Source organism: Marinobacter vinifirmus, from assembly GCF_002258215.1.
In the GTDB taxonomy this organism is placed as follows: Bacteria; Pseudomonadota; Gammaproteobacteria; order Pseudomonadales; family Oleiphilaceae; genus Marinobacter; species Marinobacter vinifirmus.
The window spans coordinates 304,695-320,404 of record NZ_NEFY01000003.1; the positions used below are offsets into that span (position 1 = coordinate 304,695).

A 15,710-nucleotide genomic window follows, 5' to 3' on the forward strand; every position below is an offset into this window, starting at 1 on the left:
ACCCCTGCGCATACGGGATAACCCTTATCTAAAGACTCTCAGCAGAATAAAGGTGACCACTCAATGGTGGCACAACAAAAAACTGACTGAGGGCATAGTATGTATAAAAACAATGCACGGCTTCGTCGGTTGGGTATGGCCCTGGGCCTGGCTGCAGCGACTACACTGGCAAATGCCGCGGAAGCTGAGAAACCCAACTTTCTCCTGATTGTGGCCGATGATCTCGGCTATTCCGACATCGGCGCTTTTGGTGGTGAGATTGAAACACCGAGCCTCGATGCACTTGCGGATGAGGGCATCCGCATGACCAATTTCCATACCGCGCCGACGTGCTCTCCTACCCGCTCGATGTTGTTTTCCGGAACGGACAATCACCGCGCTGGTATCGGTAATATGGCAGAGCTTCTCACGCCGGAGCAAAAGGGAAAGCCAGGCTACGAAGGTTACCTGAATGACCTGGTTGCGACTCTGCCTGAAGTGCTGCGGGATAACGGCTATAGCACCTCTATTATGGGTAAGTGGCACCTGGGCCGAACAGAGAAATTAAGTCCTGCTGCCCGAGGTTTTGACCACTCCTGGGTTCTGGTTCAAGGCGGGGCAAGCCACTTTGATGACGGGCGAGCCATCATTGGCGTAGACCCAAAAGCCATATACCTGGAAGACGGCAAGCAGGTTGACGTTCCCGAGGGATTTTTCTCCTCGGATTTCTATGCCGACAAGGCGATCGAGTATATCGATGCAGCGGGCGACAAGCCGTTCTTTACTTTCCTTTCCTTTACGGCGCCTCATTGGCCACTGCAGGCTCCAGACTCATATATCAAAAAGTATGAAGGTCGTTATGACGAAGGCTACGAAGCTATTCGTCAACAAAGATTGGAAAAAATGAAGGAAATGGGTCTCATTGGCCACAAGCTGGCAGCGAATGTTCCCTTTGACGAACTGCCGACCTGGAATGAGCTGACCGACGAGCAGCGCAAGATCGAGGCACGCAAAATGGAAGTCTACGCTGCGATGGTGGACAACATGGATGAGAACATCGGCCGCGTTATCGCGCATCTGGAAGAAGCCGGCAAACTCGACAACACCGTAGTTATGTTCATGTCTGATAACGGCGCGGATGGAAACAGTCCGGAAGTTCTGCCTCGTAATAAGGAGTGGATTGCCTCCGAGTACGACAACAGCTTTGACAACATCGGTCGACCGGACTCCTATATCTGGTACGGAGCCCGGTGGGGCCAGGTCAGTGCCACTCCCTGGCCAATGTGGAAAGGGTATCCGTCACAGGGTGGCCTGTTGGTACCCGCAATCCTGAATCTGCCGGGTGAAGAGAGCGCAGGTGAAATTAACCACGAATTCTTCCACGTGATGGACATTATGCCCACGTTCCTGGAGCTTGCGGGGATTGATCTGCCCACCAGCCCCTATAAAGGTCGTGACATCTTTGAGGTGCAAGGCGTGTCCATGCTGCCTGGGCTGAATGGTACGGCCCCTGAAAATCGAGTGGTGGGGTGGGAGCTTTACGGCCGTTCAGCCGTACGCAAGGGTGACTGGAAAATCCGCTTGTTGGAAGCACCTTACGGTCCGGGCGAGTGGCAACTGTTCAATCTTGCGGAAGATCCTGCTGAAACCACTGACCTCGCAAGTAAAGAGCCTGAGAAACTGAAAGAACTGTTAGCAGAGTGGGATAGGTATGTAGCTCGTAATGGTGTTTTTCCTGCCGACCCCGCGGATATGCGGAAGGTTGGTTACAGCTTCACTACCTGCCTGTATGGCAAGTGTGTTGAGTGACTTCACTTAGAGCATGTGAGCAGGAGAAATACTATGAGTTTTAAGAGATTACTTTTAACCGCTGCGGTTTCCGCAGCGGTTGCCTCCCCGGCCCTGGCAGTTGAACTGGAAAAGCCGAGTTTCTATGGATACCTAAGTGCTGGCGCCTTGAATGTAGAGGGTCAGGATGCGGAGGCTGAAGCCTTTGAGATTGAACTTGGGATGCAGGGTAAAGCTGTTCTGGATGAACGATTGAACTTGCACTACGCCGTAGAAGTTGATTTGGCGAATGCAGCCAACAGCGCAGACGATCCTACTACGGGAAGAGATGGCGAGGCTGATGTGCACGTAAAGGAGGCCAAGTTCTGGTTGCCGACTCAATACGGGATGTTCGTGGTGGCTCCGCGAGGCACTAGTGGCCAGTGGGCCGATATATACGGACACATCAACCACTATGAATACAACGAACCTCATGAAGCGTTGAATGCGGACGGTATTTTTGCCCAACCTGATCGTACCTCGGGCACCTTCGCCTACCACACCCCCTGGTTCCTTAAAACCAAGTTGGTGGCAGCTGCGATAACCTTGAACGACAGCAATGACCAAAATGTCGATGGTCGTGCAGTGCGCCTCGTCCACAAGAATGGCAATCTGCAAGCTGCAGTTGGGACTACCATTTTGATGCAGGAACAGCTGCCTCCGTTCGCTACCGACGACTATCAGATCTCTGCAGCGGGTGCCAGCTATAAGATTGGCGCGCTGACACTTGGAGCTGTTTGGGAAAATAACCGCAATGCACCATTCCCGCTAGCGCCAGAGGGTAAGGCCGATTTCGATGCTTACGGTGCATCAGCCTATTATGTGGATGACAGTGGAGCGGGGATCGCACTTGGTTTCAAGGAAAAGAACCATGATTACGATGCGGCGGATGAGACTGTATACACTCTTAAACTGGAACAAAGGCTTACGCCAGGTGTGAAGGTGTGGGCTGAAACGGGCCAGTACGACGAGGCCGCCAGTAACTATGCAATGGGCTTCAATGTAACCTTCTGACTGTGAAAGCGTGTTGCCCGGCTCAGTTTGTCTGTTGCCGGGCCTTTTTTTACAGGTAACGGGTTCCCCGCTGTTGCCGGACTGTTTCAGAAGGTAATTCGCCAAAGGCTTCCTGATACTGACGGGTAAAATGGCTTTGATGCTGGAACCCGAACGCAAAGGCGGCATCACCAATACTGATCTCTTTGTCCGAGCGGAGTAAATCCCTAACGCCTTTAAGTTTATGGCAAAGGATGTACTTTGCGGGAGTCGTGTTTAGAAAGCTACGAAAACAGGATTCCAGGGATCTGCGGCTTGTCTGGGTTACTTTCAGCAGGTCGCACACGGAGATCGGATTATGAATGTTGGCGTGGATCCACTCAGTGGCAAGTCGTATTTTCGCAGGTAGAACCGTTGGGTTTATCCGGGTTGCCTTTGTGACCTGATCTGAAAAATGCGTTAACAACAGGCTTTGCCATTGTTTTTGGAGGAATGGATCCAGATTTCCGTCGCAGATTTCATGTTGCTTTGCGATGCACTCAATGCCCTGTCGTATCAACTGGGCGTCCTTATCCGTCGGTGAAAGCGCGGTTGAAGTTTTTCCCAGCATTTCGAGACACGGTACGCCCAGATGATCCACCAGAGCCTGGCGTGAAAGATTGATAACCACGGAGTGAGTGGACTTCTCCCAGACAAGGTCGGCTTGTTGGCCCGGAGCAATCAACAGAAGCCCGCCAGCGGTGATATCTCGTTTTGTCGTTTTACAATGAATGCACCCGGACAGAACCAGAATGGCGTGAAATGTAGTTTGGGGTTCTGACTGGATGTGAACTTTCTCCGACCAACGTGCGCCGAAGAGGGTTGAACCATCCAGCGGCTGCCAGGTAAGAATGTTTTCAGTATCACTGCCAGCGGACATCGGCAGGACTTCTCTGTCATCAATACGGGAATTGATAAATTGCCGTGCCTCGTCAAAATCGGCTGACTGTACACCAACGTTTTTAAGAAACGGAACGTATTGTTGATTCATGGCAGCATCGTTATTTTTGTTAGTTGTGTTCAGCTAAGTAGTTATGTCATCCCGGAGTAATCAAGCAATTGTCAGGCCACCGGATGTTGAAATGGATCAGGTCTTGCAAGACAGTCACTTACAAAGACAGTTTCCCGGAAACGGTAGAGCCAGCTTTACGATCTGGTCAAATATCAAGAATCAGGCAACGGAACTGAATGAAATGATCAACTACTTTTTGCGCAAGGTGAATATTTTTTTCATTATGGTTGCCTGCTCACCTGTCGTATTTGCAGAGGGTGCCGATTGTTCCGGTTGTCATGAAGTCGAAACCGAGCAATGGTCCCGGTCACAGCACGCTGTTGCGATGGCTCCGGCGAATCCGTCAACGGTGATGGGTAACTTTAATAACGGTGTTTTCAGGGATGGTCAGGTTGAAGCGAGTTTTGAGCGCACAAAGGATGGCTATGTCATACGCACCAAGGAAGCCGGAGAAGCGCGAACCTGGCCAGTAAAATACACCTTTGGCGTTTATCCCCTTCAACAGTACCTGCTGGATGCCGGCAATGGCCGCCTGCAGGCTTTCAATATCGCCTGGGATACCCGGCCAGCGTCGGCCGGAGGGCAGCGCTGGTTTCGGCTGGATGAGCCAGGTGCAAACCATCCTGGCGACGCCATGCACTGGACTGGCGTTTACCAGAACTGGAACAACCAGTGTGCGGACTGCCATTCCTCTGGACTGGTTCGCAACTATGACTCGAAAACCGATAGCTATGATACCCGATGGACTGAGGTATCGGTTGGGTGCTCTGCCTGCCATGAAAACGCTCAAGAGTATGCAAAAGCGGCTAACAGGGGCCAGCGACTGGCGCCAGGGATCGAGCTTGCCGCCATGGGAGCCTGGCTGGTCAGTGAGGGTAAACGGCCTCCCAGACACACTGGGCCGGAATCCAGTGCCTACCAGGTTGAAAGCTGCGGGCGATGTCATTCACTCCGGACCAGTCTGACCGACCAGCGCGGAGGGGCGGTCCATGATCAGTTCAGCCTGACCCGGCTGGAGCAGCCCCTGTATTACTCGGACGGCAGGGTGCGGGAAGAGGTGTTTGTGCTTGGCTCATTCCAGCAAAGCAAAATGCACCAGGCCGGCGTGGTGTGCACCGACTGCCATAATCCTCATACCGGTAAACTGAAAGTGCAGGGTAATGCCGTCTGTACCCAGTGCCACAATGCCGGTGATTTCGATTCTTCGAAGCACCATCATCATCCGCGCAACACTGCCGGCGCACAGTGCGTAAGCTGCCACATGCCAGAAGCTACGTTTATGAGGATCGATGAGCGGCGAGAGCACAGTTTCATGGTGCCGCGGCCTGATGTGTCGAAAGAATCCGGTAGCCCGGATGTTTGCCTGGCGTGCCACACGGAGCAGGATCACGCCTGGTCTATCAAAACCGTCGAACGCTGGTATCCGGACCTGTACCAGCCCGATACCTGGTACCACGCGCAGCAAGGAAACCTGACAGAGGTACAGGCCTACCTGTTGGACGAGCTTGAGCCTGCCCTTCGCCGGGCTACGCTGCTGGAGCAGCACGGGGAAGCACTTGTGGCAAGGCACATGCCTGTCTTGGCGCGCCTGGCTGAGAGTAATGATGCCGTGATCCGCGAAAGTGCCTATCGTGTACTCAGGCACGGTGCTGCGGAGCGAATCCGGAATCTTGCTGAGGAAGGACTGGCTGATGACTCGTTGGCAGTACGGCTCGCCGCTTTTGAGTCAATGGTGTGGTCTGGCGTGATGCCAGACCCTGAGCGCTGGGCCAGTGTTCAGAAGGAATATGTGCACTACATTGATATGCAGTCAGACCTGCCCGCGGGCAGTGTTCTGAAAGCCCGTTACCTGATGGCAGGGGACTATATCTACAAGGCAGAGCAGCTGCTCGATCGTGCCCTGGCCAAAGACCCTGGCTACGTTCCCGCCACCATACTGTTGAGTGAAATCCTTCGTTCCGGCGATCGCAACCTTGAAGCAGTCCAGGCCATTGATCGAACCCTGGAGCACAGCCCTGATGAACCTCAACTGATTCACCTGCGTGGGCTGATCCGTATCGGCCTGCAAGACTACGCGGCGGCGTTGGCGGATCTGGAAAGGGCCCACGAACTGGCTCCCGGCCAGTGGCTGTTCGGTTATCGGTACGCCGTGGCGCTTTTCCAACTGGATCAGAAAGGCAAGGCGCGGGAGGTGACTCAAACCATGTTACGGCGGTTCCCCGACAACGCCCGGTTACGGGCGCTGATGAATCACCTGTAAAGATAGCTGTGGCTTGCTTCTTGGAGGTTTATTCCTCTGGGCTAGCGCACATCGTGGTTCTTTTTCGGGAACAGCCAGAAGGCAAACCAACGGGTCATTCGCGGCATCAGCACATAGCTCATCAGTAACATGACTACGATAGTTACCGCCATGGTTCTAAGCAGCAACGGGATTTGCGCAAGGATATCTCCGAACAGAACGAATACCAGAGTCACCGCAGGGTAAAGGGCCAGCCAGCTGACGAAAGTCATTTTCCATTTAGGGGGCGGCGTTACCGGATTCTGGCCGGGCAGGGTAAACCAGGTCACGATGCCTGAGGTCACTTCCCGTTCGCTGGGCTGCACCAGCAAGCTCTCAATCTGTTCAAGCAGCTCAGCCCGTTCTTCTGATTCTTCCCATTCGGTGAGGGTTTCGCGGTCCTTGAATTTGAAGACGATCCGGTACTCAGGATCTTCCGAAGATGATGGTCTGAACATGGTGGCGCCAAGGTAACCGGGGCGTTGGGATGCACGCTCCGTCATTTGGCTGCTGAGCTTTTCAAATGCGGCTTCTTGACCTTTTTTGACTCGCCTTGATACCACTACCGTGAGAGGGGAAAACGGCTCGTCAGGACGTTCAGAGATCATGTGGTTACTCCTTAGTGCGGGTTTTCCATGTAACGATCAAGGAAAGCATGGAATAGAACCGGCATCATCGCCAGCATAAAAAGGGGCCCGCAAGAGCGGGCCCAGAGAGAGCGACAACAACGAAGAGATCAGCTTCCCGTTGCGCGCATATGCTGGACGTTGAACATCTGCGGCTTGGAGAGCTCCGGATCAACCTGACCTTTAAACTGTCCGGTTGTGCAATGGCTGGCCTGTACATCAATCATGCTGAACGCATCATCGATAGAGACACCGGTACCTTTGTTCTTGGGCAGGTGATAGTCAGGGTGGGCCTGGCCGATGGTGAAGGTCTTCCACAGGCTGCCCTTGCGGTCGTAAGACACGGTCCGGGGAATAGTGAAGGTCTGTGCGTCCATATAATGAACGCGCTTCTGCAGCGGATGGCTGTCATCCACCGGAACGGCTTCCACCTCGTACACCTTGCGCAGTTGCCAGGTGATTTCCGGGAAACAACCACCCTGGCCATCAAAGGCAACAACCTGGTAGCCATCGTCGTCCTGGTGAGTCTCTGTATCGAGCTTCATGTCATTGTGGTTATAGAAGGGCATCAGCATGTGACGGGTCCCTTTGTAGGTCCAGTTCATGTCTGAAATGCGACCGTTATAACCTTCAAAGTCCTCGATCATCAGATCGGAACCCAGGAACGCATCGGTAACCTGACCGGTAGCCAGACGGCGTACACGACGCTGGAAGCCCAGATACAGCCATGAATTGTCCCGCTTGAGGTCGTCGGAAGCGCGGTGGATCAACAGCTGGGTGTTGCGAACATCAGCGGGATCCAGAACCTGCACGTAGATAGCGCGGAATAGGTCAGACGGGTTTGGCGTAATCTCAGGTACTGGTTCCTGGTTCACCCGGCCCTTGAAGTTCAGGAAATGGAAATTGAACTTGATGGTACGTTCCACCTTGCCGGAATCCATATCCCGGTACTTCCAGTAGAACGGATAAATGGCAGCACTATCACCCCAGTTGTAGCCATATTTGTAGTTCCATGCGAGCTTTTCACCGGCCCGGGGGTCGCTGGCATCCGGTTCCTCAGGGAATGGTCTGCCAGCCTGCCATCCGTTGATCTCACCTACCTGGTCGCCCAGGGATACCTTACCCAGAGAATCACGAGTGGCATTTACGTAGCCTTCATTCAGGCCAAAAGAAGTGGTATCGCCTACGGTGATCGATGTCCAGCCATTTTCGATAAAGGTGTAGAAGGCAGGGTCGATGACATCCTTGAACTGGGCCACGTTGGACTGGTCGATGGTCATGCCAACATTGAGGCCCGCATGGTTCGGAACCTCGTTCTCATAGGGAAAGAAGGAGTTCTGAATAACATCCTCGTTTGCCTGCACCTGAGTGGCAAACATGCCAGCAGCAAGACCAGCTGCGAGGCACCGTGACAGTATTGTCGGTTTTGTTGTTGGTTTCATGTTTTTATCCTCTTGTTATCAGAAGCTGTAACGGGCAGTCAGCTGGATTTCGTCTTCTTTCTGGGCCATACCGATGGGGCCGGACTTGAAGCGACCGAGAGGCTCATAACTTCCGAGACCGGCAGACTCTCCTGGTTGATGGCCCGTAACGCCCGGTGTTTGGGTGAACGGATCCCAAGGATTACAGGAGCGACAATCGTCGAATTCACGGGCACCGTTGCCCACTTTGAAGTTTCCGCCCAAAGTCAGCTTGAAATTGTCGTTAACCAGCCAGTCAACTGAAGGTGCAATAGCGGTAGCTTGCGCTCGGAAGTCATGTGCTGTGATGATTTTCGGGGTCAGGCGACCATTCATGTAGAACCCTTGCATTAACAAGGTGGCGGTCCAGTTGTGTTCATAATCTGGAATGCCAGCTTCGCCGTAGGTTCTCTGCTCACGTTCGTGGTCCAGAATGTGCTGGCCGAAAATCTGTCCGGAGAACAGGAAGGCCTGGCTTTCGTTCAGGGCCGGGATGAAGATGTTTTTGTCCGCGCCGATTACGTAACGGAGTACATCTGATTCGGAATAGAGCTCTTTGCGAAGGGTATTGGCAAATTCCTCACCCGAGGTGTAAGCCGTTTCTACGCGGAATACCGTGTCAATTCCCTGAGAGTAATAGTCCAGAGAGCCACCAACGAGATTCACGCGCGGGAAGTGGATGTCGAAAGCGATCAGGCTCGGCCAGACAGCAGTCTCTCCGGTGAACCCATTGGTTGCAGGAATGCCCCCTCTGAGAGAGGGCAATTGGGAGCGATAGGTCAGGGCATTGAGAGAGAATCCAAGATCGCCATAAACCCCTTCAAGCTTCAGGCCCAGCTGAGTATTTGACAGGCTCCAGCTCGGCATGTGTGCCTTGCGGATACCGATCTGGCCGGGTCCGAAGTCTGTTGCGAGGCCCCCGTCAGGAGTAGCCCCCGCGAAGTTTGCCACGGTTCCACCATTTTCCCAGAGGTTGTTCATGCCCCGGAAGAAACAGCCGGCATCCAGGATCACGTTTGGTTGGCCGCACTGGCCAATGTCATGGGGGCGGAACTTGTCGAAGTTCCACACCACCTGAAAGTTCAGGTCATCAAATGCCAGACCGTCGAACACTTCGGTGGGGCCCATGCGGTAGTCAGTCCGCAGGATCCACATGGGAATCCGGATATCTTCCAGTTCGTCATAGATGTTGTTCCGGGAGTAGTCCACCGGGTTGATGACATCGAGTACCCGGAACAGGTCCGTTCTGCCCCAGATAACCTGCTGTTTACCCAGTCGTGTACTCAGGATGTTGCCGTTATCGAAGTTAATATCGAAGTCGGCATAGAGTTCCCGGATGAAGTCGGCGCGATCGTTGAACTCCTGGAATCTCAGGTCGTTGGAGTCTTTGTCCAGATACCCGTTGATACAGCCGCGGTCGTCTTTGTCACAAGGGCGCACCGGAACGCCGAAGGCAACACCGTTGTTCTGTGAATGCAAATGCTCCCCCAGAACCACCATGCCATCATTGGGGTTCTGGCTAACATCAAAGCCAAAAGTGTTACCAGGGGGCAAAGGAATAGCACTTGCAGGACTGCCAACACCACTTCCATGCGGAACAGTGCCTTGAGGTAGATCTTGTAACTGAACCGGACCCCCTGCGTTTCGTCCATACTCATCATCATTCAGATCATAAACTCCGTCATAACTTCCCCGGAGTGTGGCGTTGAAGCCCACATTGCTGAAAATTCCCACATCACCGGCTTTTTTCTCCAGCTCTAGTTGCAAGGTATTGCGGAATTTCGAAAGCCCCACGCCTTCTCGGCCGTAGGTGGCGTTTTCAACGTAGCCGTTAACGCGGGTATCTTCGGCCGCTACGGTTGTGGTCATTGGAGTCAGCGCCAGGCTGGCACCACCCGCAAGGGTGTAGCACCAGAACCTCAGGCCTTTTGTTTTTATTTGCATGGCTTGTCCTCGTTACAGGTTTTTTGGAGTTTCGTACCGGGTTTACGCCCGGTACGGTTCTCCTGGCACAAATCCGTCCTCCTGCTTCCTGGCGGGAGCAGCAGCCGGAGTTGATTTCGGTTTTCTGTGTTCGGAATGCAGAATGCCGTCTTCGTCTGCATAGACATCGGTGATAAAGCGTGGCTTGAAGACCAGCACCCATGAGGGCACCAGAAGCATTGCTGCAAGACCGTTGATGATGATCATCACGCACAGCAGTAACGCGGCATCGGACTGGAAACGCAGGTCAGAGAAGATCACCCACATGATGATTCCTGCCATCAGCGTCAGTGCGGTAAAGCTTATTGCCATGCCGGTTGTAGAAATCGAACGCTGCACAGCTTCCCGGAGGTTCTGAAACTTGGCCATTTCTTCCCGGATGCGGTCCATCATGTAGATGGAGTAATCGATGCCGACACCTATGCCAACGGCGATTACCGGCACCGTGTTGATGTCGATACTCAGGCTGTTCAGGCCCATATAGGCGTAGGTCAGGGTGGTGGCAAACAGCATAGCCATCAACATCATGAGGCCGGCGTGCCATGAGGTGTAGAACAGCATGACAAAGGCAAAAATCAGCAGGAATACGAGCGGCAGAACGATTACATTGGTCTCGAATGCTGATTCGTTCATTGCGGCCGCTACGCCCAGGGTCCCCCCGGCCAGCCGAATGGTCAGTCCTTCTACGCTATCGCCATTCTCTGCAATCCATTCCTTTGCCATGTGAATGGCGCGGCGAATGGTTTCGCCCTGGCGATCCTTGTAGTAGAAAACCAGGTTGGCAACGCGGTCGTCGGTATCGTTGAACTCATCCAGAGCTCCGGGGATCGGGCTGGACGCCATGTAGGTAAACATCAAACCGCCCACGTAACCTGCATCATGGGGAATCTGGAACCAGCGGGGGTCGTCGTTGTGCATCAGACGGTTTACCTGCTTGACCAGGTCTGGCAGTCCCTTGGTGCCACCTACTTCCGGGTCAGTCAGCATATGGGCCTGAAGGTCGGCCAACGCTGTCAGTACCTCCGGGCGTTTCAGCCCTCCTTTTTCATCGGTTTCAGCAACGATATAAAGTTCTTCTGATCCAGGGAAACGCTCGTTCACGATCCGGGACGAGTCGTTGTAGTCATGATCTGGATAGAGAATTGGAGAACCGGGCTCGGAGTCGCCAATCTGGACATTGGATGCGGCCAAGAGTCCGCCGAGCATCGCAATGGCGCCTACGGCCAGGATGACTCGGGCAGAACCCGGTTTGGTGACCATGCGCGAACTGGTGCTACCAATATGGCGCAACACCGTTTCCCGGATTTTCGGGTTCTTGGGTGTTGGCAGGATGGAGAGCAGCAGTGGTACACCTACCAGAACGGTGAATACCACGGTGATGGCCCACAAGGAGGCATAGATGCCAAGGTGGGTGTTGAGAGGGATAGAGCCAATGGCGATAAGGGATAGACCGATGGCGTCAGACACCACCCCTAGCGATCCTGGACGGAACAGGCTGTCAAAGGTTGCCTTGGCAGCTTTCGGGCCGTTACCCAGTTCCTGGGTTTCGGCATAATAACGCTCAACCAGCTGAACCCCGTGGCTCATGGCTCGCGCAGCAATCAAAAAGGGGATTACCAGGCCGAGAGGGTCAAGGTTGTAACCCAGGAAGCTGATAATCCCAAGCCCCCATATTGTGGAGACAAGAACGCCGCCTAGGGGGATGAGCACACCGTACGCTTTACGGAAGTGGAAGATGAGCAGCGCTAGCATGGAGAGCACAGTGAACACAAAAATTTGCAGGATCTGATCCATATAGGTGTAGGCCCAACCCACTAATACCGGCTGGCCTGTGGCATAGATGGTAACGCCTTCCGATGCCTCTTCAGCTCGCAGTTCCTGGAGTTGGGCAAACGTTGTTTCATAATCTAGTTTGCCTTCGATCAGCTGTGCTTTGACCAGCGCCATCTTCAAGTCGGGTGACACGAGAGGCCCATAGACCCGCGGGTTTGCTGCAACATCAGCGCGCATGGATTCCAGTTCATCGGAGGAATACAGACCGCGAGTGGAGTCGTAGTAGGGCTCGGAGTTAATACTACCTACTTCGGTGAGCCATACTTTTCGGGAGTTTCGATGGGTGACACTGGATACCAGGTTGTGGTTTACACCCGGCAGGCTATCGACGGCCTGAGTAATTCGATCGATGCGAGCGAGATTTTCATTCGTGAAAATGTCGCCTTCTTCAAACTCAACCCCTACCACCAAAACATTAGCACCACCGAAACTGTCTTTGATGGAGTTGTGCAGTTCAATGTAGGGGTGTTGTTGGGGCAGCAGGTCGGCAAAGTCGGTAAATATTTTCAAACCGGGAATTCGCAGGGCGAAAACCAGGGTCAGAATAGCAATCAGTGAAAGCACCTTGCGTGGGTTGTTGAATATCCACACTTCCAGCAGGTGCATCAGGTGCGTGAAACGATGCAGTTTGGACATGATCGGTTACCTCAGTCTGTGCTGGCGGCAAGGGCCGTTTGGGGTTCAATGTCAAATAGCAGGCCTCGGCCTCCGGCTACGAGAAGACGCTGGTCAGGCAGAGCCAGCCCGGCCCTGAGGTAGAGCGGCTGTTCGGATTCAGAGATCTTGTTCCAGGTATCTTTCTGCAGTTGTAGTACAGTGGCGTTGTCTGCCAACGCATAAAGACTGCTGTCTCCAGCTATGAAACCGAAGATCGGAGCGTTGGTTGCTGTCGACATCTGTTCCCAGTTCTCACCACCATCGTTGGTCTTGTAGATGAAGCCGTTAAGGCCGCCAATCCAACCGTTATCGGCGTCCTTGAAGTAACTGGTGTGAACGTAGAATTCGTCAGGGGCATACCCCGCAATATCCCAATTCTCACCACCATCTTCGCTCTTCAGAACAAGCCCGTATTCACCAGTTGCAATGGCCTGGTCTTGGTTGATGAACTGGAGGTTATTGATGATGGCATCTTCGTAAAGGGAAGCCTCGTTCCATGATTCGCCCTGGTCTGCACTGTGCTGAACCGTTGTGAAGCTCCCTGCAGTCACCCACTTGCCATCAGGCGAGCAGGCAGCAGTCATCATCTGCTCCTGGCTGGGGAGGGCATGTTTTACCCAGTTTTGGGCGGACGCATCGCCATGCCAGAGGTTATTGTCAAAGCTAAGCGCAATGAAGCTTTGATCAGGACACGATGTAATCGACAGGAAGCTGTTCCCGGTGATTTCAGGATGCCGTTTCCATCTCTTCCCTTGATCACTGCTGGAGAGAAGAACGCCATCGTTGCCAGCAACAACAATAGTGTTCCGGTTGCTGGCCATGGCCTGATAGAAATCGGTTCTTTTGGTGGGCTGATTCTCAATGCTTCTGACCGCTTCAAGGTTGAGCGGGGCTTCGCATCCTGTCAGCAATAGTGTAGTGGCGCTAGCAAACACCAGTGCAACGCCGGAGGCGCGCACAGAGCGCATAGGGGCTTCTTGCATTGTTCTGTCACCGTCTTTGTTTTTGTGAAGTAAAGCGACTGACGGTGATTCAGCAATGCCTGTGCCAGATTATTATTGATTTTTTAACATACTGAATAACAGAGGGTTTTCTGGGGCAGGTAGTATCTTAAGAATTGTGTGGATGATCACTTTCAGCGTTGACTTTTATCAAATGATGAATTTCAGATTCCAGTTGCTGATTTGATCAGTTTACGAAAGCAGCAACATCCGTGTCGCGCTCAAACAGGCTTAGTTCTCAGAGAGAATGCCCGACTTCTTTAGGCGATAGGCTAGTGCCGGGCGAGTAAGCCCGAGCAGTCTCGCAGCTTTTGATACGTTCTGGTTGGCTTGTTCCATCGCTTGCTTCATTAACGTTTCTTCGACCTGGTCAAGGCTGATACCCTGTTCGATCACTTGGTCCGACCAGCTTCCGCCGCACCCACCGGGCTTGCCAGAACGCATGTTTCCGTCATCATCAATGTGTTCAACAGAATCCGGGCTGATTTGAGGGGGGCTCACGAATAGAGCGTCCTGACTGATCGTCTCGTTGTTGTCCGTAAGTATCACGCCTCGCTCGATCACGTTTTCCAGTTCACGAATGTTGCCTGGCCACCGGTATTGCATGCATAGCTCCAGAGCCTTGTCTGAGAGTCCCAGTGTTCGTTTGTTGTATTGGGCGTGGAACTTTTCCAGGAAGTGACTGGCCAGGAGCGGCAAATCTTCCTGGCGATCTCGCAATGGTGGAATGTGTACGGGAAACACGTTCAGTCGATAAAACAGGTCTGCCCGAAATTTGCCGTCTTCAACCGCCTGTTCGAGACTCTCGTTGGTGGCTGCGATGACTCGGACGTTTACCTTCCGGGTGCGATTGTCGCCGACTCTTTCGAGTTCGCTTTCCTGAAGTACCCGAAGAAGCGTGGCTTGTGCCCGGGGGGTTAGCTCAATGACCTCGTCCAGAAAGATTGTGCCGCCATCCGCTCTTTCAAAGCGGCCCTCCCGGGACTGATTGGCGCCGGTGTATGCACCTTTCTCTACACCGAACAGTTCAGCTTCGATCAGGTCTGGCGGAATGGCTGCACAGTTCACCGCGATGAAGGGGCCATCAGAGCGCTCGCTGCGCAGGTGAACGCTTTTTGCGATGACCTCCTTGCCAACCCCTGTCTCGCCAAGCAGTAACACTGAAACCTTTCCCTGCGCTGCCTTGTCGATCATTTTGCAGACTTTGTTGTACGAAGCAGACTGCCCTATACCGTAGTACTGGCCTTGTTGTCTCTGCAGCGTGCTGCGTAGGGAGTTCAACTGTTCCTGAAGGTCGTAGAGTTCTTCGATCATTGGGTCTGCTTTGAAGTAACGGGAGAACTCTTCCGCGTCGGGCCATTCTTCCGCGGGCTTTCCTTCTATCATGCAGGTTTCGTCACCGCAGCCGCGGCAGCTGATTTCCCGGTAGATGATTTCCCTCCCCATAAATGAGGAAGTGTACGCGCAGGCATACCCCAGCAAGACCCAGCAGGCGGGCTCCTTCATTTGGCCGAGTTCGGTTTTGCAGATTTCAACTTCCCAGGAGTCGATCCACTCCAGCCGGCCATAGAAATCGCCCGTTTCCTGGTCAAGGTCAATCTCCAGGGGAACAACTTTCACCATTCCTTTGAGGGAGTGGAGCTGGGGTCCTGCAAGAAAAATGTCCAGCTCGCTACAGTGAGGGCGCAGCTTGCGGGCAAGCTCTGCATCTTTGAGGCCGGACAGGTACCCCAGTCGCAAGAAAAAGCCCTTGGCTCTTTCTATGCCCATGCCATTGACAATTTCGCGACGGAAGGCCGCTAGTGATGTCAGGTTCATCAGCAACATGCGTTGCTCGCCAAGCCAGATTTTGCCTTCCGCGCTGTGGAAATGAATCTGCTCCGTCAGATCCTTGAAGTCCGTGTAGTTCAGTTGTGGCTTATAACTGACAGCCATGGTCGGGGACCCCCGTTAATTATTGTGGGTGGGGAGCGGCTCTGGTGGAGCTCATTAATTGATCATCTAGCACATGATCGAAGTCAA

At 53.5% G+C, this 15,710-nt stretch carries 10 protein-coding genes; 3 read left to right on the forward strand and 7 right to left on the reverse strand.

Annotated elements, in window-relative coordinates; translation table 11 throughout:
- Positions 1-99 precede the first annotated feature (99 nt).
- Together B9Q17_RS05895 and B9Q17_RS05900 are read left to right on the forward strand one after the other, a co-directional pair.
- Positions 100-1,788: an arylsulfatase gene (locus B9Q17_RS05895; protein ID WP_094624488.1), complete on the forward strand. Its 1,689-nt coding sequence runs from the start codon at positions 100-102 to the stop codon at positions 1,786-1,788.
- Positions 1,789-1,821: 33 nt separating this feature from the next.
- On the forward strand, positions 1,822-2,820 hold the full coding sequence (locus B9Q17_RS05900; RefSeq protein WP_094624489.1) for a porin: 999 nt from the start codon (positions 1,822-1,824) through the stop codon (positions 2,818-2,820).
- Positions 2,821-2,869: 49 nt separating this feature from the next.
- Here the strand turns inward: B9Q17_RS05900 and B9Q17_RS05905 are convergent, their stop codons facing one another.
- On the reverse strand, positions 2,870-3,829 hold the full coding sequence (locus B9Q17_RS05905; RefSeq protein ID WP_094624490.1) for an AraC family transcriptional regulator: 960 nt from the start codon (positions 3,827-3,829) through the stop codon (positions 2,870-2,872).
- Between the two features lie 202 nt (positions 3,830-4,031).
- Between B9Q17_RS05905 and B9Q17_RS05910 the strand changes: the two genes are divergently transcribed.
- Positions 4,032-6,110 (forward strand): tetratricopeptide repeat protein, encoded by a 2,079-nt coding sequence (locus B9Q17_RS05910; RefSeq protein ID WP_167373011.1) that lies wholly within the window; start codon positions 4,032-4,034, stop codon positions 6,108-6,110.
- Positions 6,111-6,151: 41 nt separating this feature from the next.
- On the opposite strand, the gene B9Q17_RS05915 is transcribed toward B9Q17_RS05910, so the two are convergent.
- The 6 genes from B9Q17_RS05915 to B9Q17_RS05940 form a co-directional block, all read right to left on the reverse strand.
- On the reverse strand, positions 6,152-6,736 hold the full coding sequence (locus tag B9Q17_RS05915; RefSeq protein WP_094624492.1) for an antibiotic biosynthesis monooxygenase: 585 nt from the start codon (positions 6,734-6,736) through the stop codon (positions 6,152-6,154).
- Between the two features lie 128 nt (positions 6,737-6,864).
- Complete coding sequence (locus tag B9Q17_RS05920) at positions 6,865-8,196, reverse strand: DUF1329 domain-containing protein (RefSeq protein ID WP_094624493.1); 1,332 nt, start codon at positions 8,194-8,196, stop codon at positions 6,865-6,867.
- 18 nt (positions 8,197-8,214) lie between these two features.
- Positions 8,215-10,158, reverse strand: coding sequence for a DUF1302 family protein (locus B9Q17_RS05925; protein ID WP_094624494.1), 1,944 nt, complete (start codon positions 10,156-10,158; stop codon positions 8,215-8,217).
- A 42-nt stretch (positions 10,159-10,200) separates the two neighbouring features.
- Entirely contained in the window at positions 10,201-12,666 is a 2,466-nt protein-coding gene (locus B9Q17_RS05930) for an efflux RND transporter permease subunit (protein WP_094624495.1), read from the reverse strand.
- A gap of 11 nt (positions 12,667-12,677) precedes the next feature.
- Positions 12,678-13,670: a WD40/YVTN/BNR-like repeat-containing protein gene (locus B9Q17_RS05935; protein ID WP_094624496.1), complete on the reverse strand. Its 993-nt coding sequence runs from the start codon at positions 13,668-13,670 to the stop codon at positions 12,678-12,680.
- Between the two features lie 249 nt (positions 13,671-13,919).
- Positions 13,920-15,623 (reverse strand): sigma-54-dependent Fis family transcriptional regulator, encoded by a 1,704-nt coding sequence (locus B9Q17_RS05940; protein WP_094624497.1) that lies wholly within the window; start codon positions 15,621-15,623, stop codon positions 13,920-13,922.
- Between the last annotated feature and the right edge of the window lie 87 nt (positions 15,624-15,710).